The following is a 23,621-nucleotide window of genomic DNA, read 5'->3' as shown; positions in this document are numbered from 1 at the left end:
ACTCTCCAGGCGGTGGATGTTTGTCGGAGCGAACCTGTGACGGACGGAGGCACTGGAACCAGTGCTGTGCTTGGCGCACGAGGGCTGTTCGATTGTCGAACAACTTCCCGGACGAAGCACAAGAGGACTCGCCGGGTGACGAGAAATCTTGTTCCCTACGCAGGCGTTAACCTGATCAGGTTCAACGGGATCCGGTATTTACCGATCTCAGCCTTCCAACAAGGCACCCCGACAAGAACGCGGCCAGTCTAGACCATGGCGTGGGCAAATTGCCAATGGCGCTGCATTGGGCATGATAAATGGCGTGATTGCAGGATTGTTGTGCCGCGGTCCGGCCACTACACTCGGGAGCTGCCTCAAGGCTTGACGCTCCAGTTGGGTCACCGTAGCCTTGGCCAACACATTATCATCGTAATATTTATTCAGGGATCGACTCATGCTGCGCAAACTTTCACTGGCAGTTGCCGTGTCTTGTGCGACCCACACAATGGTCTGGGCAGCTGAAGCGCCCTTGTCTGCCAGGACCGACCTGGTCAGCGTCTATCAGGAAGCGGTGGACAACAACGCCGACCTGGCCGCCGCACGCGCCCAGTACGGCGCGCAGAAAGAAGTGGTGCCCCAGGCTCGCGCCGGGTTGCTGCCGAACCTGACCGGCGGCGCTGATATCAACAACGTACGCACCCAGATCGACACGCCGGCCGCCACCGCCAATCGCGATGCGCACTCCTGGCGTGCAACCCTGAGCCAGCCGCTGTTCCGTGCCGACCGCTGGTTCCAGTTGCAAGCTGCCGAAGCCACCAACGAGCAGGCGGCGCTGCAGCTCTCGGCGACCGAACAGAACCTGATCCTGCAGAGCGCCGAAAGCTACTTCGCCGTGCTGCGCGCCCAAGACAACCTGGCCTCGACCAAGGCCGAAGAAAATGCCTTCAAGCGTCAGTTGGACCAATCCAATGAACGCTTCGATGTGGGCCTGTCGGACAAGACCGACGTGCTGCAATCCCAGGCCAGCTATGACACGGCACGAGCCAACCGTATCCTCGCCCAGCGCCAGGTGGAAGACGCCTTCGAGGCGCTGATCACCCTGACCAATCGCCAATACAATTCGATCCAGGGCATTGTCCATACGTTGCCGGTGTTGCCACCGCTGCCGAACGACGCCAAAGCCTGGGTCGAAACTGCCGGCCGCCAGAACCTGAACCTGCTGGCCAGCAACTACGCCGTCACTGCCGCCGAGGAAACCCTCAAGCAGCGCAAGGCCGGCCACGCGCCCACCCTGGACGCAGTGGCGCAGTACGAAAAAGGCGATAACGATGCCCTGGGTTTCAGCAACCCGAATGCGTTCGGCACGCCCTATCGCGGTGACGTCGAACAGCGCACCATCGGCCTGCGCCTGAACATTCCGATCTACAGCGGCGGCCTGACCAGCTCCCAGGTCCGTGAGTCCTACTCGCGCCTGGGCCAGACCGAACAGCAACGCGAAGGCCTGCGCCGCCAGGTCGTGGAAAACACCCGCAACCTGCACCGCGCGGTGAACACCGACGTGGAGCAGGTACAGGCGCGCCGCCAGTCGATCATCTCCAACCAGAGCGCGGTGGAAGCCACGGAAATCGGCTATCAGGTGGGCACGCGCAATATCGTCGACGTGCTCGACGCGCAGCGCCAGCTCTACGCGTCGGTGCGCAACTACAACAATAGCCGCTACGACTACATCCTCGACAACCTGCGCTTGAAGCAGGCTGCGGGCACGTTGAATCCAGGAGATCTGCAGGACCTGACGCGCTACCTCAAGGCCGACTACAACCCGGACAAGGACTTCCTGCCACCGGACCTGGCCAAAGCCGCCGCCGAGCAACTGAAGGCCCGCCCAGGTTCTTGACCACACCGCAAAACCAATGTGGGAGGGGGCTTGCCCCCGATGAGGGAGTGTCAGTCAAGACAACTTGAACTGACAGACCGCTATCGGGAGCAAGCCCCCTCCCACAGTTGGTTCAGTGTTGAGTCAGTGACTTATCAGTCTGTCCAGGCCATCCAGCAAGCGCTTAAGCGCGCCCTGGTTGGCCTGCATTACCTTCAACCCCGCCTCTGCCATCCTGCGCGCATCCTGTGGCAACTCGAACAGCTGCCGCACCGCCTCGGCCAAGCCTTCTGCATCATCCACCTCACGCAACGCCCCGGCGTCGCGCATCATCGCGGTGATTTCCAGGAAGTTGAACAGGTGCGGCCCCATGATCACCGGCTTGCCCAGCGCGGCCGGCTCCAGCGGGTTGTGCCCACCGGTCGGGACCAGGCTGCCGCCGACAAAGGCGCTGTCGGCCAAGGCGTAGAGAAACAGCAACTCGCCCATGGTGTCGCCGAGCAACACTGAGGTGTGGGCGGTGACCGGCTCGCCACTGGAACGACGTACCGTGGAAAAGCCCTGCTGCACGCAACGCTCAAAGGCCGGGTCAAAGCGTTCCTGGTGACGCGGTACCAGGATCAGCAAGGCGTTGGGATAGCTGGCGAGCAATTGGCGATGGGCCGCAAGCACCACCTCATCCTCGCCTTCGTGGGTACTCGCGGCGATCCACACCGGCCGCTCACCGGCACCCCATTGTTCGCGCAGGGCGGCGGCGCGGGCCGGCAGTTGCGGGTCGACGGTCAGGTCGAACTTGATCGAGCCGGTGACTTCAACGGTTTCAGGACGCGCGCCGAGGCTGCGAAAGCGTTCGGCCTCGGTCTCGGTCTGCACCGCAATCAAGTTCATTTGCGCCAGCATCGGCGCGGTCAGCCTGGCAAACCGGGCGTAGCCCTTGGCCGAGCGCGCCGACAACCGCGCATTGGCCAGGGCCACCGGAATACCGCGCTGGGCGCAGGCGTGAATATGGTTAGGCCACAATTCAGTTTCCATGATCACCGCCAGCCGGGGCTGTACCCGGTCGAGGAAACGCTTGGCGGCGCAGGGTAAGTCGTACGGCAGATAACAATGTTGAATGCGCGGTTCATTGGCGAACAGCGCCTGGATTCGCTCGGAACCGGTGGGCGTCATGCAGGTGACGGTCATCGGCAACTGCGGATAACGCTCCAGCAGGGCGCGGATCATCGGCGCGGCGGCAATGCTTTCGCCCACAGACACCGCATGCACCCAGATGCCGCCGGGCTGCATCACCGGCAAGCCATAGGAAAACCGCTCGCCCACGCGCTTGGCATAGGCCGGCGCCTTGCGCGCGCGTAACCATAGACGTAAAGCCACCAACGGCAGCGCCAGGTAAAACAGACAGCTGTAGAGAGTTCTATTCATGGCGGCGGAGTTTATCGGCTTTTTCAGTCGATCGCCTGCAGGCACTCGGCAAAACGTTCAGCCAAAAAACGCGCGGCCGGCCCAAGGGGCTCATCGCGGCGCCACACCAGTTCCACCACCAGCGCCGGCGGGGTCCATTCGCTGTCTAGTTCAACCATTTGTTGCTGGTAGGTCGGGTATTGCACGATATGCCGTGGCAACCAGGCCCAACCGAGGCCGCTCATCAGCCATTCGGCCAATACGTAGAAGCTGTCGGCCCGCCACACCAGCGGGCTGGCGGCTTCGCTGCCGGGGTAGACGCTGGTCTGGGTCGACATCAGCAACTGGCGAAACTGCGCCAGTCGTTGGCAATCCACGTACTTTTCCTTGGCCAAAGGGTGATTCACTCCGCACACCGTGACCATTTCCACACTGCCCACCACCCGTCGTTCGAGAGCTTCGGGGATCTGGTCGTGGTAGAACAACAGGCCCAGGTCGGCCTGGCGTTCCACCAACTTGCGCGCCACATCGCCCTGAGCGGCGCTGGACAGCTGCACTTCAAGCAACGGATAGCGCACGGCCAGCGCTTCCAAGCTGTCGAGCACCGGCTGGAACAACATCGCCTCGTCCTGGGCCAGGCGCAGGCACGCTTCCTCGCCCCGGGTCAACGACAACGCCCGTCCCGTCAGGCGCTCGCACTGGCGCAGCACTTCACGCGCCTCCTCCAGCAGCACACTGCCGGCTTCGGTCAGGCGCGGCTGGCGGCCGCTGCTACGCTCGAACAGGCTGACGCCGAGGTCCGCCTCCAGCATCGCAATAGCGTTGCTGATGGCCGATTGCGCCTTGCGTTGCCCGCGCGCCACGGCAGAGAACGAACGCTGCTCGGCAACGCCGACAAACAGGCGCATCTGTTCCAGATCCCACTGCACGCTCATGGCTGAACCTATCTTGAATTCGGATAGGTAATGACTTTACCCCATCTGTTGAACCTCTAGAATGCCGAACTTATCATACGAGCTTCACCTTGAGGAACGCACCATGAACGCCGCCTACTGTTACCTGGCCATCGCCATCTGCTCGGAAGTGATCGCGACCGTTTCCATGAAAGCCATCAAGGGCTGGAGCACCCCCATCCCGCTGTTGCTGGTGATCGTCGGTTATGGCGTGGCGTTCTGGATGCTCACGCTGGTGGTGCGCACGGTGCCGGTGGGCGTGGCGTACGCGGTATGGGCAGGGTTGGGCATCGTGATGGTCAGCATTGCGGCGTTGTTCATCTACGGGCAGAAGCTGGATATCCCGGCCATGCTGGGGATGGGGCTGATTGTGCTGGGCGTGGTGGTGATTCAGCTGTTCTCGAAAACCGCCGGTCACTGACCGCCACTCAACAGCCTGTATACTGCGCCTCTTGTCTTGAACATTGAGGTCGCCGATGCCATCCGTTATTTCCACCGACGTTCTGATTGTCGGCGCCGGGGTTGCCGGCCTCTGGCTCAATGCGCGCCTGCGCCGCCAGGGGTTTTCCACGGTGCTGGTGGAAAGCGCGACCCTGGGCGGCGGGCAAAGCGTGAAGTCTCAGGGAATCATCCACGGCGGCGCGAAATACGCCCTGCACGGCGCCCTCACCGGCGCCTCCGAAGCAATTGCCGACATGCCGCGCCGCTGGCGTGAAGCCCTGGCCGGCACTGGCGAACTGGACCTTTCCGGCGTGCGCCTGCTCTCCGAAGCCCACTACCTGTGGTCCCCCGGCACCCTCGCCGGCAATCTCACCAGCTTTTTCGCCAGCAAGGCCGTGCGCGGTCGCGTGGATCAGGTCAAGGGCGACGAACTACCCCCGGCGCTGCAAGATCGCCGCTTCAAGGGCAAGGTCTATCGCCTGGCGGAATTGGTGGTGGACGTGCCAAGCCTGATTGAACGCCTGGCGCATCTGGCCGGTGACGGTTTGCTCGCAGGCGAGCACATCGAACCGCTGCTCGACGGCGCCACGCTGGTCGGCTTGAAGGTTGATGGCCGCGACATCCGCGCCCAGCGCATCGTCTTGAGCGCCGGCGCTGGCACGGCCGAACTGCTGGCGGCCCTGGGCTTGAGCCAGCCGGCGATGCAAACCCGCCCGCTGCACATGATCCTCGCCAAAGGCCCGGGCCTCAAACCGTTGTATGCCCACTGCCTGGGCGGCGGCACCAAGCCGCGCCTGACCGTGACCACCCACCCGGCCGCCGACGGTCGCTGGGTGTGGTACATCGGTGGTGATATCGCCGAGGCCGACGGCGTGGCTCGCACGCCGCAAGAGCAGATCGCCACTGCCCAGAAAGAGCTTGCCCAGTTGTTGCCGTGGATCGACATGAGCCAGACCCAGTGGGCCACCCTGCGCGTCAACCGCGCCGAGCCACTGCAATCGGGCCTGACCCGTCCCGACAATGCCTTCGTTGCCGAACAGGGTCGCCTGTTGGTGGGCTGGCCGACCAAGCTGGCCCTGGCACCGGACTTCGCCGACCGAGTCATCACCCGCCTGGAACGCGATGGCATCCGCCCAAGCGCCAGCGCCTCCCTGCCCGAGCTGCCAAAGCCGGCTATCGGCCAACCCGCCTGGGAGCAACTGTTGCCATGAGCCTGCCAACCCTGCACGACCTGCATCGCCCCCTGGGCAGTACCGGCTTGCTGGTGTCGCCGCTGGGCCTGGGCACCGTCAAGCTGGGCCGTGACCAAGGGGTGAAATACCCCAGCGGCTTCAAGATTCCGGATGACGACGAGGCGCGGATGTTGCTGCGCCAGGCGCGCCAGCTGGGCATCAACCTGATCGACACCGCGCCCGCCTACGGCCGCAGCGAAGAGCGCCTCGGGCCTCTGCTGCGCGGCCAGCGCAAGGAGTGGGTGATCGTCAGCAAGGTCGGTGAGGAATTCGAAGCGGGTGTATCCCGCCACGATTTCAGCGCCGCCCATACGCGGATGTCGATCGAGCGCAGCCTGAAAAGACTTGAAACGGATTTTATCGACCTGGTGCTGGTGCACTCTGATGGTAACGACTTGCATATCCTCAATGATTGCGAGGTGTACCAGACCCTGGCGGCGCTGAAAAAAGAGGGGAAAATTCGCGGTTTCGGCTTCTCCGGCAAGACCGTTGAAGGCGGCGTGAAAGCGCTGGAACAGGGTGATTGCGCAATGGTCACTTACAATTTGAACGAACAAGCTGAAAAAGCCGTCATTGAATACGCGGCGGCCCATGGCAAGGGCATCCTGGTGAAAAAAGCCCTGGCCAGCGGCCACGTGTGTCTGGAGCCTGGAATGGATCCAATTCAGGCCAGTTTCATGTTGTTGTTTGCGCAAACGGGCGTCGCCAGTGCTATTGTCGGGACGATTAATCCGCTGCACCTGGCCCATAACGTGGCAACCGCTGCCCGAGTCATCCGTCAACTCTGATGCCGCCCACGCGGCCGACCCCGTCGCAAAAAGGAGCCGACATGCCGCGTACGCTCATAAGAAAGAACCCGAGCAACTTCAAGACACTGCCGCTGCACGTAGAAGCCACCCCTGAAGGCCTGAGCTACCAGAGCGTCGGCATGCCGCTCAACTTCGCCCAGACCCTGCAACGGCGCAAGCCGGTCGAGGTGCCGGACGCCGAACGCTTCACCCTGGAGCTGGCGAACCTCGGCGTTTCGGTGCGCCTGACGCTGCACTGGCAAAACAAGGATTACTGGGTACTGGTGCGCCAGCGGCGCCAGGATCGCGGCGATGTAGTGCTCAAGTTGATCTCCGGCTACGTCCCGGCCCATGAACTGAACCTGCCGCTGCATACCGCCATCCAGGAAATTGCCGAAGAGTGCTTGCTGGAAACCCCGGAAGGCTGGCTCGGCGGGCGCTTCAACGACACGTGGCTGCCGGCGCCCTACTCCGCCGCGCTGCATTACCGTGAAGCCCTGCCGTTTCGCCTGAGCCCGCTGTCCGGCGCCGCGCGCCCGGTGCGCTGTGCGACCACCCAGTTGATTGAGCGCCCACGGGCCTATGTGCACCTGCCGACGGCGTCACTGCAGCTGATTTACGATCTGCGCCTGGAAGTGCCGAAGGAGGCCAAGTCACTGAGCCTGTTTCATGTGGATGAGCGCTTGGAAGGTGACCAACTGGTGGCGCGCCTGGATCGACAGCGTCCGGATCTGTACTTGATGCCGCTCAAAGACGGCGAGCCGCTGGCCGAGCTGTACACCGTCAAGAAAGATCAGTTGTACCCGGCGAGCACGCGTGGTTTGTACCTGGCCGAAAGCTTCGCCCAGCAGGAGGGCTGGCTGGTGCGTGATGAGCGGATTCGCTGGAAGGACTGGCTGCGCCAGCAAGGCCTGGCAGAACCGGAAAAAGAGTCGAAGCTCAAGCGCTTGACCGGCAAGGCGCAGCAGATGCTGCGCAAGATCGTGCCGAAGAAAAAAGCCAGGGACTGAAGCGTTAATGCTATCGCTAAGGAGCAAGCCGGACGGCTCTACCCACCCAGCTCCTACATGGAGAGAAGTCAGCCGTTCAACAAACGCTCCAGGCCAACCTTCAAGAGAGTAGGCTCAGGCGGCTTGAAACTGGCCAGCAACCTTTGGTTATTCGCCCTTGAATGCCGAATGTCTCCGGGGCGCGCCGGCTCGTACGTCACAGCAGGCAACGAGCCCAGCGCCTCTTCCAACGCGTGCAGGACCTGCTTGAGGGTGGTGGTGCGGTTCCAGCCGACGTTAATAGCCCCAAAGGGTGCGCTTGGCGCTTCGACGGCTTGCACCAGTACCTCGACCAAGTCTTCAACGTACATGAAATCGCGGGTCTGCTCACCGTCGCCGAACACCGAAATAGGCAAACCTCGCTGGGCACGCTCGCTAAAAATGCTGATCACGCCAGAGTACGGTGATGACGGATCCTGGCGTGGTCCGAAAATATTGAAAAAGCGAAAAATCACCGGTTCCAGGCCATGCTGACGGCGATAGAAATCAAAGTAGAACTCACCTGCCAACTTGTCCGAAGCATAAGGTGTCAACGGAGCTTTAGCAGTCTCCTCTTCAATCGAAGCACCTTCCCCATTATTGCCATACACAGCTGCGCTGGAAGCAAATACCACACGCTTTACGCCGGCCTTACGCATGCCTTCGCAGACATTCAAGGTGCCTACGAAATTGCTCTGATGCGTGCCGACTGGATCATCCACCGATGCTTGTACCGAAGCTACCGCCGCCAAGTGCACCACCGCAGTCACGCCGACAGCGGCCCGCTCCACCTCTTCGGCATTGGCGACGTCACCTTCAATTAGATCGACTCGCCGGTTATCGAGCGGCAAATTGCTTCGCTTGCCCGTGGATAGGTTATCCAGCACGCGCACCCAATAGCCTCTCGCAAGCAGCGCATCGACCAAATGCGAACCGATAAAGCCAGCGCCACCGGTGATCAGAACCCACTTTTTAGTATCAATCATTATTACGGATCTTCTCGACGATAGCTGTGGTTGAGCTGTTTTCAACTAGGCCCAACACTTTGACCGTGCCGCCGTAGGCACTGACGATGTCCGCACCCACTACCTGGTCGACGGAATAGTCACCACCCTTGACCAGCACGTCTGGCTTGACCTGGGCCAACAGGTTTTCCGGGGTGCCTTCAGAAAAACTGATCACCCAGTCCACCGCCCCCAAACCTGCCAGTACCGCCATGCGCCGGTCGACGCTATTGATCGGGCGGCCAGGGCCTTTCAAGCGGCTGACAGACGCGTCATCGTTGACCGCGACGATCAGGCGATCGCCCTGGGCGCTCGCTTGCTCAAGATAAGTCACATGGCCGGCGTGCAGGATGTCGAAGCAACCGTTGGTGAAGACAATGCTTTCGTTGTGGGCGCGAGCGTCGTCAATCGCCAACAGCAATTGCTCGAGCCCCAGCACCCCACGTTCCGAGCCTTCGGAGCGCTGGATGGCGCGACGCAACTCGGGTGCGCTGATGGCAGCGGTGCCCAGCTTGCCAACCACGATGCCCGCCGCCAGGTTGGCCAGGGCCACGGCGTGGGGCAGCTCCTCACCGGCGGCGATGGACGCGGCCAGGGTGGAAATCACCGTGTCACCGGCGCCGGTGACGTCGAACACTTCCCGTGCACGCGCCGGCAGGTGCATCGCCGGATGGCCTGGACGCAGCAGGGTCATGCCGTGCTCGCCACGGGTCACCAGCAGGGCGCCGAGGTCAAGATCGGCCATCAGCGCCGCGCCCTTGCTCACCAGTTCGTGCTCATCGGCGCAACCACCGACGACGGCTTCGAACTCGCTGAGATTTGGCGTGATCAGGCTGGCGCCCCGATAAATCGAGAAGTCCTTGCCCTTGGGATCGGCCAGCACCGGAATGTTGCGGGCCTTGGCGGCCTGGATCAGCACCTGGTGGTTCTTCAAGGCGCCTTTGCCGTAGTCGGACAACACCAGCACCTTGATGCCTTCGAGCAACGCCTCGACCTGACCACCGAGGGCCAGGGCGTCGGTGGCGAAGGGTTCTTCGAAATCGATGCGCAGCAATTGCTGGTGACGGCTCATGACCCGCAGCTTGACGATGGTCGGCTGATGCGCGATGCGCTGGAACAACGCGCGCACGCCCGCCCCGCGCAGGCTATTGGCCAGGCTGTCGGCCGCTTCGTCGTCACCGGTCACACCCACGAGGGAGGCCGGGGCGCCGAGCGCGGCAATATTGAGGGCAACGTTGGCAGCGCCACCCGGACGGTCTTCGATTTGCTCGACCTTGACGACCGGTACCGGCGCCTCAGGGGAAATCCGTGAGGTACCACCATGCCAGTAACGGTCGAGCATGACATCGCCGACCACCAAGACAGGGGCTTGATTGAATCGCGGCATGGACAACTTCATGGAGCAACCCACATACAAAATGAACAGGGGCGCGATATTAGCACAGGGTTTGCGCTGGCTTGCGACTGGCGCGACGCCGAATCAAGCGCAGGGCAAATGTGGGAGGGGGCTTGCCCCGATGGCGGTGGGTCAGCTGACATATGTGCAGGCTGACACTTCGCTATCGGGGGCAAGCCCCCTCCCACAGTAGATGTGTGCGTATTTCAGATCAGGTGATATCAGCCGCTACCGGCGCATCCAGGCCCATGGCATGCAGGCGGGCGTAATAGCCGTTCTGCGCCAATAATTCGCCGTGGGTGCCACGTTCGACGATCCGACCGTCGTCCATCACCAGGATCAGGTCAGCCTTTTCGATGGTGGACAAGCGGTGTGCGATCACCAGCGTCGTGCGGCCCTGCATAACCTTGTCCAGCGCGGCCTGGATATGCCGCTCGGACTCGGTGTCGAGGGCCGAGGTGGCCTCGTCGAGAATCAACACAGGCGCATTCTTGAGCAGGGCACGGGCAATCGCCAGGCGCTGGCGTTGGCCACCGGACAACAGCACGCCGTTCTCGCCGACCTGGGTATCGAAGCCCTTGGGCAACTGGTCGATGAAGTCCCTGGCGTTGGCATCCGCCGCCGCCGCCTCGACGTCTTCGCGTGGCGCGCCGGCCAGGTCACCGTAGGCGATATTGTTGGTCACGGTGTCGCTGAACAGGGTCACGTGCTGGGTCACCTGGGCAATGTGCTTGCGCAGGTTGAGCAGCTTGTAGTCTTCGATCTCGATGCCATCGAGCAGGATTTCACCGCTCTCGTGGTGATAGAACCGCGGGATCAGGCTGGCCAGGGTCGACTTGCCGCTGCCCGAGCGCCCTACCAGGGCGATCATCTGCCCAGGCTCGGCGGTAAAGCTGATGTCCTTGAGCACATGGCGCTCGGTGCCGGGGTAGGTGAAGTTCAGGTTGCGCACTTCCAGGCGGCCGCTGACTTTTTCACGCTCGAGGGTGCCGTGGTCGACCTCCACCTCTTCGTCCAGCTGTTCGAAAATGCTTTCGGCACCGGCCACGCCTTTCTGAATAGTCGAGCTGACTTCCGACAGTTGGCGAATCGGTTTGGGCAACAAACCGGCCAAGGTGATGTAGGCCACCATGTCACCGGCCGACGCATCGCCTCGCAGGTACAGCACCAGGAACATCAGCACCGCCATCGCGGAGTAGATCACCAGTTGCAGCGCCGGCGTGTAGATCGCCCCGGTACGGGTCATGCGCAATTGCTTGTTGGTGTTGCTCTGGCTGGCCTTGAAGAATCTTTTTTCCTCGTAGACCTCGCCGCCGAAGCTGCGCACCACGCGGTAGCCTTGGATGGTTTCCGAGGCGACGTGGGTGACGTCACCCATGGCCACCTGGATCTTCTTGCTCTGCTTGCGGAATTTCTTGCTGGCCGTGCTGACCATGACCGCAATCAACGGTAGGATGGCGATCATCACCAGCGTCAGGCGCCAGTTCATGAACAGCAGCGAGGCGAACAGGAAGATCACTGTCATGCCTTCGCGGATCACCACCTTGATGGCATCGGTTGCCGCCCCTGTGACCATGGTCACGTTGAAGGTGATGCGGGAAATCAGGTGGCCGGAGTTATGGTTGTCGAAGTAACGGTTTGGCAGCGTCAGCAGGTTGTTGAACAACTGCACGCGCAAATCGTGGACCAGCCCCAGGGAGACCTTGGCCAACAGGTAGTTGCCCAGGAATGAGCCCAGGCCTTGCCAGGCCGCGATCAGAATGATCAGCAGCGGCACCGCCTGCAGCAGCTGCAGGTCGCGCAAGAACGGCACGGTCGGAAACAGCACGGCTTCGGGGTTGGACAGGCCGTCGACGAAGTATTTGAGGATGTAACCCAGCATCGGTTGGGTCGACGCGAAAATCAGAAATCCAAGGATACTCAACGCGAACAAGCCCATATAAGGCTTAACGTAACTGAGCAGGCGGAAGTATATTTTCAAGCTCGAAGGGCTTGCGCTCGGACTGGAGTCGGTCATATCACGCGGCGTTTTGAAAAAGGAGGCTGACTTTAGCACAGCTTCTCTGTTGTACTTGCACCCGGCGTAACCCACAGCCCGGTTGGATCAGACGGGCGACATTACATAGCCACTACCTTAAGATGGTCGGCTTTCTCTTTCTGGAATGGCTTTATCGTATGCACTCAAAGCGCCTTATCTATGGCTCAAATCGCGTTTTCGACTTCCTGGTCCTGTGGATTTTGCCTGTTGGCTTGCTGTTGCTCTTGAGTGCGCTGTTCTTCGTCGGCAACCGTAACGTACTGCACCGGGTTTTCTACATCCTGTTCAGCGTGCCCACCTTGTTCCTGTTGTGCATGCGTCCCAAGGAACTCAAGGATTTGTTGCGCGAGCCTATTGCCCTCGCGTTCCTGGTGTTTTCTGCCTGGGCCTTGACGAGCCTGCTCTGGAGCCCGGAGCCCAGTACCGACACCGACCTGTTCAAACGCCCGCTGAACACATTCATGCTGTTTGGTGGCTGCGGGCTGTTGCTGCATTATCGCAATGAACTGTTCAAACCGATCTTCTTTAGTGCCGCTGCCATTGCGCTAGTGGTAAGCCTGTGGAATCTGGTGGCGTTCGCCAAGGGATTCCAACCCGGCATGCGCATGATCGGCGGTCTTGGCGCCCTCGACAACCCGTTGCTCAGCTCGCACCTTTTTGGTTTTTTTACGGTTTATTGGCTATACACCTGCATGACCACCCAGCGACAGAAGGTATTGTGGTTCAGCGTACCAGCGCTTGCGATCATGGCCACGGCCGTGCTGGCGACCGGTTCACGCACGCCGCTTGTAGCATTGACGCTTGCCATCCTGTGGATGAGCTTTCTCAGCCGTAACCGGCGCTCGGCACTGCTTCTCAGCGGCATGATCCTGGGTGCTGTCGCGCTCCTGGTGTTTTACCCTGAATCGATCACCGAACGAGGCAGCTCATTCCGCCTTGAGCTGTGGCGCATGTCGTTGCACCTAATCGCAGAGCATCCGTGGATCGGTCATAGTTACGATTCCGAGCTGTATCTGACTCTGGCAGTTGGCGACCAACTTCGCGAGCCCCACAGCTTCTCCCTCGGCGTGCTCTATTACGTCGGTATCATTGGCTTCATCCCGTGGGCCTTCATGCTCGGATGGGGCCTGTATAAAGGTCTGAAAGAGCGCGCACAGCCGCTGTTCATCCTTGCATCGTCCTTGCTGGCCTACGGCATCGGTGCCGGCCTGACCGAAGGCGGCGGCATCCTGTCGCGACCCAAGGAGCATTGGTTCCTGCTGTGGATCCCGCTGGCAATCATTGCCGGCCTGAGCGTCGCCCAGCGCCACCGCAGTCTGCTGCGCATGCCTGTGCAATCGATCAAGCCCCAGGCATTCGACCAGCTGTGCAGCAATGCCCATGTAATCGAAGCCGATGGCCTCGGGCCAAAGGTCTTGCGCCTGGAAGATGGCAGCTTCCTCAAGCTGTTCCGCCCACGCCGCTGGTACACCTCCGGTAGCTTCAACCCGTATTCAGAGCGCTTTGCCAGCAACAGCGAGCAATTGCGCACCCTGGACATCCCCGCACCACACATTCTCGGGCTCTACTCCTTGCCCGATGCCAGCAGCGCCGTGGCCTACACGCCCCTGCCCGGCCTGACCCTGCGCCAGGCCCTGCAAAGCCTGGACAGCAGCCTACGCGAATCGCTGGTCGAGCGTTTTGGTCGGTTCATGGCGCAATTGCATGAGCGCGGCGTGTACTTCCGTTCGCTGCACCTGGGCAACGTGTTGCTGATGGACGACGGTGAGTTCGGCCTGATTGACGTCGCCGACCTGCGCATCTTCCCGTCGCCCCTGCGCTACGCATTGCGCCAGCGTAATTTGCGCCACATGCAACGCTATCCGCAGGACCGCAACTGGCTGTTCGAAACGCACTTCGAGCAACTGGTGAAGGGCTACGCAACCGTTGCGAGCCCAACGGCCACTGCGAAAATTCGCGAGCAGGTACACAGCCTGGCCCATCCAGGTGATGAGCCCCTGTAGGAGCGAGCTTGCTCGCGAAGATCGTCAACGATAACGCGGGCATTCAGACTGCCTGCAGTGTCCTCGGGTTTTTCGCGAGCAAGCTTGCTCCTACAGGGGAAACGCCTCAGCTTTTGAGCGGTGCCAGGTAGAGCCGCACCAACCCGCGCAAGGTTTTGCGGCCCCAGAACTTCAGGGGAATCTGCTTGAGAATCTCGCGCGCCAACGGCCGGTCGCGCTGGGCGGTCTTTAAGAACATCGAGTTCAGGAAGTTGTAGCGCACCGCGTCATAGGCCGGGTGGTCGCTGAACTTGGCGTAGGTCTTGAGGATGTTCTGGATCATGTAGCGGTGGTTCTTGTAGGTGTTGCTGCCGTGCTGTCGATACTGCGCCATCACCACGTCAAGGGCGTCGATGGTGTAGCCCGCCGCCGTGATCTTCAATTGGATCAGCAGGTCCTCGAGGGGAATCTGCGGGTCGAAACCGCCGACCTCCTCCAGCACGTCCCGACGAATCAGCATGGTGGGCGCCGGTGGGAACGGCTTGCGGTCCATGAACATGTCGTCAAAATCGAGACTGCGAAACGGCACATCGCGACGTTGCTTCTTCTCCGGGTGCAGGTTGCCATCGCCATCGATCAGCTCGATGTTGCCGGCGCACATGCCCACCTTCGGCTTGCCCTCCATATACGCCACCTGGGTCGCAATACGGTCCGGCAACATGATGTCATCCGAGCCGAACGGTGCGATCAGGCTGCCCTTGGCGCGAGCGATCGCGCCGTTGAGGGTGGCGCTGAGGCCCTGGTTCTGTTGCACCTGGAAATCAAAGCCGTGTTCGGCCTGCAAGCGCCGGATGCGCTCGACGCTGTCATCCTTGGAACCATCGTCCACCACCAACAACTCGATATTGGGGTAGGTCTGCCCCAACACGCTGAGGATGCTCTGCTCGATATACCGGGCGTGGTTATAGGAAGCAATGATCACCGAGACCAGGGGTTGCTGCTGATTCATGCTCTACCTACTTCACGCAAACCGGTTTCAATCAGGGTCAGGTACTTGTGCTTGAACTCGTCGAGGGTATGGTTGGCTTCCAGATAGCGGAACACCTCTTCGCCCTTGGCGCGCAGCTGCTCATCACTCAGCGCCAGATAGGTATCCAGGGCCTCGGCCAACTGCTCGACGTTGCCTGGGTCATGGGACAAACCGCCCGCGCCCTGCACCAAGGGCAGCATCGCAGGGCCGTTGGACGCGATCACCGGCAAGTGGCCGCTCATGCCTTCCAGCAGCGCAAGGCCGAGGCCTTCGAACAGCGATGGCATGGTCCAGATGTCGAAACCGCGCACGTACTTCATGCCGTCTTCGCGAAAGCCCAGCAAATGCGCACGGCCCGTCAGGCCCAGGCGCTCGATGTCGGCGCGCAGATCGGCTTCGGCACGCCCGGAACCAATGATGCCCACCTGCGCCTCAGGGTATTTGTCCTTGAGGGTGGCAAAAGCTTGCAGCAAATGGGTGTGGCCCTTGATCGGCACCAGACGGCCGAGGGCGCCAATCATGCGTGCGTCCATCGGCAGCCCAAGGGCTTGGCGGGCATCCTCGCGGGACAACTGCAAAGCCTCTGCCTGGGGAATATCGATCGCGTTGGTCACATAGGTCGTGTTCTCACGGGTAAACCCGCAGTTGAGGTTCACCAGGTAATCCTTCACCGCCTCTGACACACCGACGAACCGCCAGGCGGGGCTGACCCAACGCTGGGTCTGGCGCCGCCGATAGCCACGGGCATACTCGCCGAAACCGTGGGAGATGCCGATGCACAACGGGATCTTCAGCCAACGGTTGAGCGACAGCATCATGTTCACCGATTTGAAGCGGTTGCAGATGACCACGTCGAATTTCTGCTCGCGGCAATACTTGTAGATCTGCCACATGGCGCCAAAGCGGATGCCCTTGAGGGACTTCTCCGGCAACTCGAAATAGTGGGAGTGCTCGGCCACGCTCAAGGGCTGGCCTGGCTGCGGACGCCCACTGAGAAAACCGGAGGTCACCTCGAAACGCTCAACCGGCAGGGATTTGACGATCTGCTCACCCAGGTCGGCGAAATCATGGGTCTTGACGTTGTAGTCCGGCTGTAACTGCAAAACCTTGAAACGCGGCTTCATAACTCTCCATGCAGCGATCTGGCTACGGGCGCACGGCCCGGTAAAAAACAGCGACAGGCCCATGCCGGCCTGCCTTCGATAGGGTCTCAGTCCTGCTTAAGGACCCACAACAGCTCGTGACGACGCACGGCCTTGCGAAAGAATTCGTTCTCGCCATAAGGCGATGGACTACGGCCCGCCAGCACCTGCTGCAACCACTTGCGCACGCGACGCTTGAACGGCGCTCGCGGCTGCAGGTCATGCATCATGCCCAGCGCCATGGCCTTGTCCTGTTGCTGGCGCAAGGTCAGGGTAAAACTGCACGGGACCAGCGCTACGGCGGCATCGAAATGCGGCGGCAGCGCCACCCCGGCCCCGGAATCGCCCATCGGCCAGCGGTCGTTATCATGCAGGTGATTGGCGTAGCCGAGCAATGTGTCGGGCTGCCACGCCAGGCCCTGCAACGCTTCAAGCACCGCCGCATGGGCGCAGATATGGTCGGCGTGCGGGTCGAGCAACGGCGTGGGCAACACGATCACCTGGGGCTGCGCCTTGAGCAGCAGTGCGCGCAGGTCGGCGATCAAGTTGTACCAGGTCGGCGCGCCGTCCACATCCCCGGGCAAAGCAAAGCTATTGAATTGACGGAACAGTCGCGTATCGGCCAAGTCGGCTTCGCGCGAGGCCTGAGGCTGATCCGGCGCGGCCTGCATGGCCTGCAATTGCATGCAGAAATAACCCAGTTGCACGCACTGCGCCTCGGGCACACCGGCCCAACGCGGCACGGCAACGCTGTCCCAGGCGCGCAGGCGGCCCTTGAGCCGTGCCGCATCAGCCTTGGGCAAGCCCATGTGCTGGTAATGCTCGGCTTCGATTTCGCCGGCGGTCAGGGTCACGATCCAGCTTTGTGTCGCCTGGCTGTAAAGGCTGAACGCGGCCAGCTCGGCATCGTCGGCGTGGGGGGCGATCACCATTACGCGTTGCTGGCGATAGTCGGGTTGGCGAAAACGCCATAGCGTCGGCTGGCCCTCGATCCGGCAAAAACGTCCGCGCAAAACGATATTGCCCGCCGCAAGTGCTTCAGTGGCGCCGGTCAGGTTGAGATAACGCCGCCCGGCGACACCCCGTTCGAAGACTTGCCGGTCCGGTGTTTCCAGGCCCAGCACGTCCAACGCCGGGTCGAGGAAGCGCCCTAGCCATGAGCTTTTCAACTCAACCCCGATGATCAGGGTTTCATCGGCCGCCAACGGCGTGTCCAGCAATAGCCGTCCCGCCTCCAGACGCAAACCGGGCTGTTCGCTGCCGGCCGGGAAGGCGTACTCATAAGGGTCTTTTGGCGAGTAGAACAGGTGGTCGGCAAACCAGGCTTCATGGGCTGCCCACAGCAGCACCGCGAGGATTGGCGGCAGCCACCAGGCCACCAGCACACCGGTCGCGATCAGCACCAGCAAGCCGATTACCAGCGCAATGCGTTTGTTGCGCCGATGGCGCTTGAGCAACTGCTGTTTGCGGCTCATACGCTGAACACCGGCACCGGGTTGCACCAGCGCTCCTTGTATTCGCGGTCGGCACGCCCGAAGGAAAAGCGCAGCGACTTGTCGGCCGCACGCGCCTGCTCCCAGGCACTTTGGGTATTAAGAAAACTCAACACACTGCCGGGGCTGAACGCGCGAGTTTCAGGGTCGACACCGCCGTTGACGTATTCGGCGCTGAACCATTCGCGGGACTGCACCTGATACACCAACTGCACAGCGATTGCGGCGTCGTTGAGAAATAGCACCGAGCCGAACAGAAACTCCTTGAGCAACTCCAGCACCTCGGCCAAGCGCGCCGCGCCGGCCGCCGGGAAACCCCAGCGGCGCTGGAACAGGTCGCAATAAATCGCCGCCAGTTCCACGCTGGAAAACTCGTTGACCGCCCGCACCACGCCACCCGCTTCTTCCAGCAAACGCAATTCACGCCGCTGGTTGTAGCGAAACTTTTTCGAGAGTTCTTCAGGGGTGCGCGCCATGGCCAATTGCTCGGCCTGGGGCTTGAGGGTGCTGATGCGCCCTTCGTTCAGCGCTGACAAGTAACGCCCACGGTGGCGCAACGGTACCTGCGCATCGGCGGCAATCGGCAGGATGAGCTCGGCATTGCCCAGGTCAAACAGGCCCTTCCTGCCGGTGCGCTTGAGTACGTCCTTGGACAAGGCCAGGTCGCGCCCCCAGGTGGCAATCGCCCCCTTGAGTTCGCCGTCCTGCTCCCAACCCAGGTAGCGCACCGGAAGCTGCGCCAGGCCGGCCAGGCGTTCGATCACCTGCGGATGGGTCGCCACACTGCCGCCGTAACGCTGCCAGGCCTGGGCGTAAACCTCGGCCTCGACAGGCGTCCAGCCACGTTCACGCCAGCCCCGCAAGCGGTTCAGCATTTAAACCACGGCGTCATAGGGGTCCACGCCATCCTTGACCACCAGGATGTCTTCCATGATCAGGTACTGCAGGTCGGAGCCGAAGAACATGTTCAGCGCGTCGGTCGGCGAGCAGATCATCGCTTCACCCCGGCGGTTGAGCGAGGTGTTCAGCGACACGCCGTTACCGGTCAGTACTTCCAGTTCCTTCATCATGTCGTAGTAGCGCGGGTTGTATTCGCGCTTGAGCACCTGGGCACGGGAGGTGCCGTCTTCATGCACCACCTCCGGCACGCGGGTTTTCCATTCTTCCGAGACTTCAAAGGTGAAGGTCATGAACGGCGCCGGGTGATCGACCTTGATCATCTGCGGGGCCACGGTGTCGAGCATTGACGGGCAGAAAGGCCTCCAGCGCTCGCGGAACTTGATCTGGTGGTTGATACGGTCGGCCACGCCGGTGGCGCTGGGGCAACCGATGATCGAGCGACCGCCCAGTGCACGCGGGCCGAACTCCATGCGGCCCTGGAACCAGGCCACCGGGTTGCCATCGACCATGATTTTGGCGATACGCTTGGGCATGTTTTCGATCTTGCGCCAGTTCGGCTTGCTGTCGTGCTTGGCGCACGCCGCGATGACATCTTCGTTGCTGTAGGACGGGCCGAGATAGACGTGCTCCATCTTCTCCACCGGCACACCACGGGCGTGGGAGACATAGGCGGCCGCACCCACGGCAGTGCCGGCATCGCCGGACGCCGGCTGCACGAACAGCTCTTTGACGTCATCGCGGGCAATGATTTTCTGGTTCAGCTTTACGTTCAGCGCACAGCCGCCGGCAAAGGCCAGCTTGCCGGTGTCCTTGAGGATGTCGCCCAGGTAATGGTCGATCATCTGCAAGGCCAGTTTCTCGAACAGTGCCTGCATGCTGGCCGCGTAGTGGATGTACGGCTCGTCGGCAATATCGCCCTCGCGCTTGGGCCCCAGCCACTCGATCAGTTTTGGCGAGAAGTAGAACCCCTTGCCCTTCTCTTTATAGCGACGCAGGCCGATGACGTTGGCGTAATCGGTGTTGATCACCAACTCGCCATTTTCAAAGGAGGCCAGGCGCGAGAAATCGTATTTGCTGGCATCGCCATAAGGCGCCATGCCCATGACCTTGAACTCACCGTCGAGCATCTCGAAACCGAGGAACTCGGTGATCGCGCCGTAGAGGCCGCCGAGGGAGTCCGGATCGTAGAATTCCTTGATCTTGTGGATCTTGCCGTTTTCGCCGTAACCAAAAAACGTTGTGGCGTATTCACCTTTGCCGTCGATGCCCAGGATCGCGGTTTTTTCCTGGAAGCCGGAGCAGTGGTAGGCACTGGAGGCGTGGGCCAGGTGGTGTTCAACCGGTTCGATCTTGATTTTCTTCGGATCAAAGCCCAGTTGCTCCAGGCACCAGACGATCTTGTTGCGATAGCGCTTGTAGCGGCGGTTGCCCATCAGGATCGCGTCGAGCGCGCGGTCCGGGGCGTACCAGTAACGCTTGGCATAGTGCCATCGCGCTTCGCCGAACAAGCTGATCGGAGCGAACGGAATCGCCACCACGTCAACGTCGGAAGGCTTGATGCCTGCTTGCTCCAGGCAGAACTTCGCCGACTCGTAGGGCATGCGGTTCTTTGCATGTTTGTCGCGTACGAAGCGCTCTTCTTCGGCGGCCGCGATCAGCTTGCCGTCGATATACAGGGCCGCGGAAGGATCATGGCTAAGGGCGCCGGACAGGCCAAGAATCGTCAATGCCACTGGGGTCTAGCCTCTTTTAGTCTGCATGCAGGCGGGTCGCGCCTGAAAAAAGTGTGCCTCCCGCACGGGCGGGAAACAGCTAAAGGGCGGGATTATAGCTTAAAAGCACTAGGAAGCTGTTAGCGCCAAGGGCTAGCGAAGCTCAAGGTTACCGTCGGCGTTTTGCCGGTAGAGGGTATAGGGCAGGACGAGCGTATCCAGCACTCCGGAGAGGGGCACATCGAGAATGGCCCACGGAATACCGTTCAGCGAGAGTCCGCCTGCGGAATTGAGCGGCCCGTGCAGGACACACAGGTCATACGCCACGCCGCTGTAGATGCGTGAAACAGACTGGCAATAGGTTTTCTTGCCCCTGAGCTCGCGAACAGTGACGTCATCACCTCGCAGCACAGTGGTCGCGGTACCGCAGCCGCCCAGCAGCAAAGATATTCCCAGCAGCACCGATAACCGCACGATAAGCGTCCACATATTTGCTTCTTCTTTCTTATTGAGAGGACCGAAAATCTAGCACCCTAGGGCCGCCGACTCAGGTTTCCATAGCCGCTGCCTGGCGTAGGAAACCTCTCATTCGGCCCAACGGCAAGGAACTCGGCAATTCCCAGGCTGAATCGTTAAACTCGCGATATTTGCACCCGCGCACCTCAGGCGGGTGGCGCCACGGACCTGACCTGTTCATGAACTCATCTACCCCCGCTTGCCTGGCCCTACTCCTGGGCCTGGTCAATACCGCCCAGGCTGACGATACGCCGCTGATCCTCGACCCCAGCGTGGTCACCGGTTCGCGCAACGCCAGCCCCACCTTTGACCTGCCCTACTCGGTCGACGGCATCAGCCGCGAACAGATCAGCGACGGCCAACTCGGCATCAACGCCTCCGAAGCCTTGTCCCGTGTGCCCGGCCTGGTGGTGCAGAACCGCCAGAACTACGCGCAGGACCTGCAAATCTCCTCCCGTGGCTTCGGCGCCCGTTCAGCCTTCGGCGTGCGCGGCATCAAGCTGCTGGCCGACGGGATTCCCGCCAGCACCCCGGACGGCCAGGGCCAGGCAGCGACCTTCAACCTCGACACCGCCGAACGCATCGAAATACTGCGCGGCCCCGCCGCGACGCTGTATGGCAGCAACGCCGGCGGGGTGATCCAGATGTTCTCCCGCGACGGCGAGGGCCCGCCGCGCATCGGTGCCGAAACCCTGGTCGGCAGCGACGGGCTGAACAAAAACCACCTCACCGCCGAAGGTGCGGCCAACGGCGCCGGCTTCGTGCTCGACGCCTCGCGCATGGACACCAACGGCTATCGCGACCACAGCAGCGCGCGCCGCGACCAGACGTTCGCCAAGCTCAATTTCCAGCCGGATGACGACAGCAAGCTGGCGTTGATCTACAGCAGCCTGGAACAGAATGGCACGCAAGATCCGCTGGGGCAGACCTGGGCGGCGTACAAGGCTGATCCACGCTCGGTGAGCGCCAATGCGCTGACCTACAACACGCGTAAAAGTATCGATCATCAGCAATTGGGCATGAATTACGAACGGTACTTTGGCGAGGCGACCTTGCAGGTCAACGCCTACACGGGGCGGCGCAGCGTGATTCAGTACCTGTCGATCCCCAAGGGCACGCCCGCAAACGAGCGTGGCGGTGGCGTCGTGCAATTCGACCGCAAGTTCTACGGTGGCAGCGTGCGCTGGATGCAGCCCATCGAACGCGCGCCGGGCGAGTTGATGATCATCACCGGCCTGGACTTCGACCAGAGCGAAGACAGCCGCCACGGCTATCAGAACTACAGCGGCAACACCCTGGGCGTGAAAGGCCAGCTACGCCGTGACGAAATCGATACCGCTCGCAGCCTCGATCCCTATATCCAGGCCAATTGGGCCCTCGACCGCTGGACCCTGCAAGCCGGCATCCGCCATAGCACTATGCAGATGGACGTCGACGACCAATTCCTGAGCAATGGCGACGCCAGCGGCAACAAGACTTACCAGAAGAACACCCCATCGATGAGCGTGATGTACGCGTTCACGCCCGACCTGCACGGTTACATCAGCGCAGGCAAAGGCTTCGAAACCCCCACCCAGGCCGAGTTGGCCTATGCACCAGGCAATGTCGAAGGCTTCAACTTTGGCTTGAAGCCGTCTGAAAGCACGCAATACGAAATAGGCCTGAAGGCCCAACTGGCCAACACCCGCGTCAACGCCGCCGTGTTCCAGATCACCACTGAAGACGAACTGGTCGTGCAGCAATCCATCGGTGGCCGCACCAGCTACCAGAACGCTGGCCGAACCTTGCGTCGCGGCTTCGAACTGGGCGTGGAAAGCCAACTCAGCGAGCACTGGAGCACCAGCCTCGCCTATACACGCCTGCAGGCGACCTACGACAGCGCCTTTCCCAGCGGCGCGAATACCATCGACAAAGGCAACTACCTGCCCGGCGTGCCGCAAACCACGCTGTTCACTGAACTGAACTGGAAACCGCGCGACTGGGTCAGTACCGCCCTCGAAGGCATGTACCGCAGCAAAGTCTACGTCGAAGACACCAACCGCCAACACGCCGCACCGGGCTACAGCGTATTCAACTGGCGCGCGCGGTTCGAGCAAAAGGCAGAGCACTGGACCTTTCACCAGACCTTGCGCCTGGATAACTTGCTGGATCGTCAGTACGTGGGCTCGGTGATCGTGGGGGACGGCAATGGTCGCTACTACGAAGCGGCGCCGGGGCGGTCATGGTATGCGGGGGCGGGGGCGGAGTATCAGTTCTGACTGCAGCGCCTGAGCGGGCGCCATCGGGGGCAAGCCCCCTCCCACACTGACTGTGTTCACATCTTCAGAAGTGTAACAGTCAAATGTGGGAGGGGGCTTGCCCCCGATGGCGGCCCGACAGCCGGCCAGGATGTTGGATCAGAACGAGTACATATCCGTTGCTGCGGTAACGGCGGCTTAGGGTTCCGCCCTGACGGCAGGTCACTTTTGGAAAAGAGCCCCAAAAGTAACCAAAAAGGCTCTTGCCCCACCACTCGGCACCTCGCCTAGGCTCGGTGTGCCCATAATCCGACAGTGATTTGGGAGGGCCGCCGCCACGCGCCATCCATGGCGCGGGGCGGCTAAACCGGCATCCCTGCCGGTTTACCCCCCAAATCACTATCGGATTACGGCCAGCGTGGTTTAACGGGGCGCTTAGATCAAGAGCAAGATCAAGAGCGGCTCGCTTCGCA

The 23,621-nt window shown here is 61.5% G+C and carries 18 protein-coding genes and 1 riboswitch; of the genes, 7 read left to right on the top strand and 11 right to left on the bottom strand.

The features are described from left to right. Positions 1–135 precede the first annotated feature (135 nt). A riboswitch (TPP riboswitch) is annotated at positions 136–241 on the bottom strand. A gap of 195 nt (positions 242–436) precedes the next feature. Beyond that, positions 437–1,876, top strand: coding sequence for a TolC family outer membrane protein (locus C4J90_RS02525; RefSeq protein WP_124360993.1), 1,440 nt, complete (start codon positions 437–439; stop codon positions 1,874–1,876). Between the two features lie 123 nt (positions 1,877–1,999). Here the strand turns inward: C4J90_RS02525 and waaA are convergent, their stop codons facing one another. Next, on the bottom strand, positions 2,000–3,277 hold the full coding sequence (gene waaA, locus C4J90_RS02520) for a lipid IV(A) 3-deoxy-D-manno-octulosonic acid transferase (protein WP_124419146.1): 1,278 nt from the start codon (positions 3,275–3,277) through the stop codon (positions 2,000–2,002). A 23-nt stretch (positions 3,278–3,300) separates the two neighbouring features. After that, positions 3,301–4,191: a LysR family transcriptional regulator gene (locus C4J90_RS02515; RefSeq protein WP_124419145.1), complete on the bottom strand. Its 891-nt coding sequence runs from the start codon at positions 4,189–4,191 to the stop codon at positions 3,301–3,303. Positions 4,192–4,294: 103 nt separating this feature from the next. On the opposite strand from C4J90_RS02515, the gene C4J90_RS02510 reads away from it, so the two are divergent. The 4 genes from C4J90_RS02510 to C4J90_RS02495 are packed head-to-tail and all read left to right on the top strand — an operon-like array spanning position 4,295 to position 7,680. After that, positions 4,295–4,630: a multidrug efflux SMR transporter gene (locus tag C4J90_RS02510; protein WP_124360990.1), complete on the top strand. Its 336-nt coding sequence runs from the start codon at positions 4,295–4,297 to the stop codon at positions 4,628–4,630. A 55-nt stretch (positions 4,631–4,685) separates the two neighbouring features. Further along, positions 4,686–5,861 (top strand): FAD-binding oxidoreductase, encoded by a 1,176-nt coding sequence (locus tag C4J90_RS02505; protein ID WP_124419144.1) that lies wholly within the window; start codon positions 4,686–4,688, stop codon positions 5,859–5,861. Continuing rightward, positions 5,858–6,670, top strand: coding sequence for an aldo/keto reductase (locus C4J90_RS02500; RefSeq protein ID WP_124419143.1), 813 nt, complete (start codon positions 5,858–5,860; stop codon positions 6,668–6,670). The genes C4J90_RS02505 and C4J90_RS02500 overlap by 4 nt, the downstream gene beginning before the upstream one ends. A 41-nt stretch (positions 6,671–6,711) precedes the next feature. Beyond that, the gene (locus tag C4J90_RS02495; RefSeq protein ID WP_124413669.1) at positions 6,712–7,680 is read left to right on the top strand and encodes a metal ABC transporter ATPase; all 969 of its coding nucleotides are present in this window, start codon (positions 6,712–6,714) and stop codon (positions 7,678–7,680) included. Positions 7,681–7,748: 68 nt separating this feature from the next. On the opposite strand, the gene C4J90_RS02490 is transcribed toward C4J90_RS02495, so the two are convergent. The 3 genes from C4J90_RS02490 to msbA form a co-directional block, all read right to left on the bottom strand. Then, positions 7,749–8,684: an NAD-dependent epimerase/dehydratase family protein gene (locus tag C4J90_RS02490; RefSeq protein WP_124413668.1), complete on the bottom strand. Its 936-nt coding sequence runs from the start codon at positions 8,682–8,684 to the stop codon at positions 7,749–7,751. After that, entirely contained in the window at positions 8,677–10,101 is a 1,425-nt protein-coding gene (hldE, locus tag C4J90_RS02485; protein ID WP_124419142.1) for a bifunctional D-glycero-beta-D-manno-heptose-7-phosphate kinase/D-glycero-beta-D-manno-heptose 1-phosphate adenylyltransferase HldE, read from the bottom strand. Before hldE ends, C4J90_RS02490 begins: the two co-directional genes overlap by 8 nt. A 208-nt stretch (positions 10,102–10,309) precedes the next feature. Further along, complete coding sequence (gene msbA / locus C4J90_RS02480; RefSeq protein WP_124360984.1) at positions 10,310–12,115, bottom strand: lipid A export permease/ATP-binding protein MsbA; 1,806 nt, start codon at positions 12,113–12,115, stop codon at positions 10,310–10,312. A gap of 158 nt (positions 12,116–12,273) precedes the next feature. Between msbA and C4J90_RS02475 the strand changes: the two genes are divergently transcribed. After that, entirely contained in the window at positions 12,274–14,139 is a 1,866-nt protein-coding gene (locus tag C4J90_RS02475; RefSeq protein WP_124419141.1) for a bifunctional O-antigen ligase/aminoglycoside phosphotransferase family protein, read from the top strand. A 106-nt stretch (positions 14,140–14,245) separates the two neighbouring features. Here C4J90_RS02475 and C4J90_RS02470 read toward each other — a convergent pair whose 3' ends face one another. From C4J90_RS02470 to C4J90_RS02445, 6 genes are all read right to left on the bottom strand, one after another. Beyond that, entirely contained in the window at positions 14,246–15,127 is an 882-nt protein-coding gene (locus C4J90_RS02470; RefSeq protein ID WP_124360982.1) for a glycosyltransferase, read from the bottom strand. Then, positions 15,124–16,272 carry a glycosyltransferase family 4 protein gene (locus C4J90_RS02465; protein WP_124360981.1) on the bottom strand — a complete coding sequence of 383 codons (1,149 nt, stop codon included), beginning with the start codon at positions 16,270–16,272 and terminating at the stop codon, positions 15,124–15,126. The genes C4J90_RS02470 and C4J90_RS02465 overlap by 4 nt, the downstream gene beginning before the upstream one ends. 86 nt (positions 16,273–16,358) lie before the next feature. Next, positions 16,359–17,765 (bottom strand): PIG-L deacetylase family protein, encoded by a 1,407-nt coding sequence (locus C4J90_RS02460; RefSeq protein ID WP_124419140.1) that lies wholly within the window; start codon positions 17,763–17,765, stop codon positions 16,359–16,361. Continuing rightward, positions 17,762–18,658 (bottom strand): GNAT family N-acetyltransferase, encoded by an 897-nt coding sequence (locus C4J90_RS02455; protein ID WP_124365590.1) that lies wholly within the window; start codon positions 18,656–18,658, stop codon positions 17,762–17,764. Before C4J90_RS02455 ends, C4J90_RS02460 begins: the two co-directional genes overlap by 4 nt. Next, complete coding sequence (locus tag C4J90_RS02450) at positions 18,659–20,416, bottom strand: carbamoyltransferase (protein WP_124413661.1); 1,758 nt, start codon at positions 20,414–20,416, stop codon at positions 18,659–18,661. It abuts the gene before it with no gap. A gap of 132 nt (positions 20,417–20,548) precedes the next feature. Continuing rightward, complete coding sequence (locus tag C4J90_RS02445) at positions 20,549–20,884, bottom strand: YceK/YidQ family lipoprotein (protein WP_124419139.1); 336 nt, start codon at positions 20,882–20,884, stop codon at positions 20,549–20,551. A 206-nt stretch (positions 20,885–21,090) separates the two neighbouring features. Here C4J90_RS02445 and C4J90_RS02440 point away from each other — a divergent pair, with 206 nt between their 5' ends. Then, positions 21,091–23,169: a TonB-dependent receptor gene (locus C4J90_RS02440; protein WP_124419138.1), complete on the top strand. Its 2,079-nt coding sequence runs from the start codon at positions 21,091–21,093 to the stop codon at positions 23,167–23,169. Positions 23,170–23,621 lie beyond the last annotated feature (452 nt).

Origin of the sequence: Pseudomonas sp. R2-60-08W (genome assembly GCF_003852335.1) — a bacterium.
Classification (GTDB): Bacteria; Pseudomonadota; Gammaproteobacteria; order Pseudomonadales; family Pseudomonadaceae; genus Aquipseudomonas.
The sequence above is the reverse complement of the archived record's forward strand: the minus strand, read 5'-3'. Positions and strand labels throughout refer to the sequence as shown.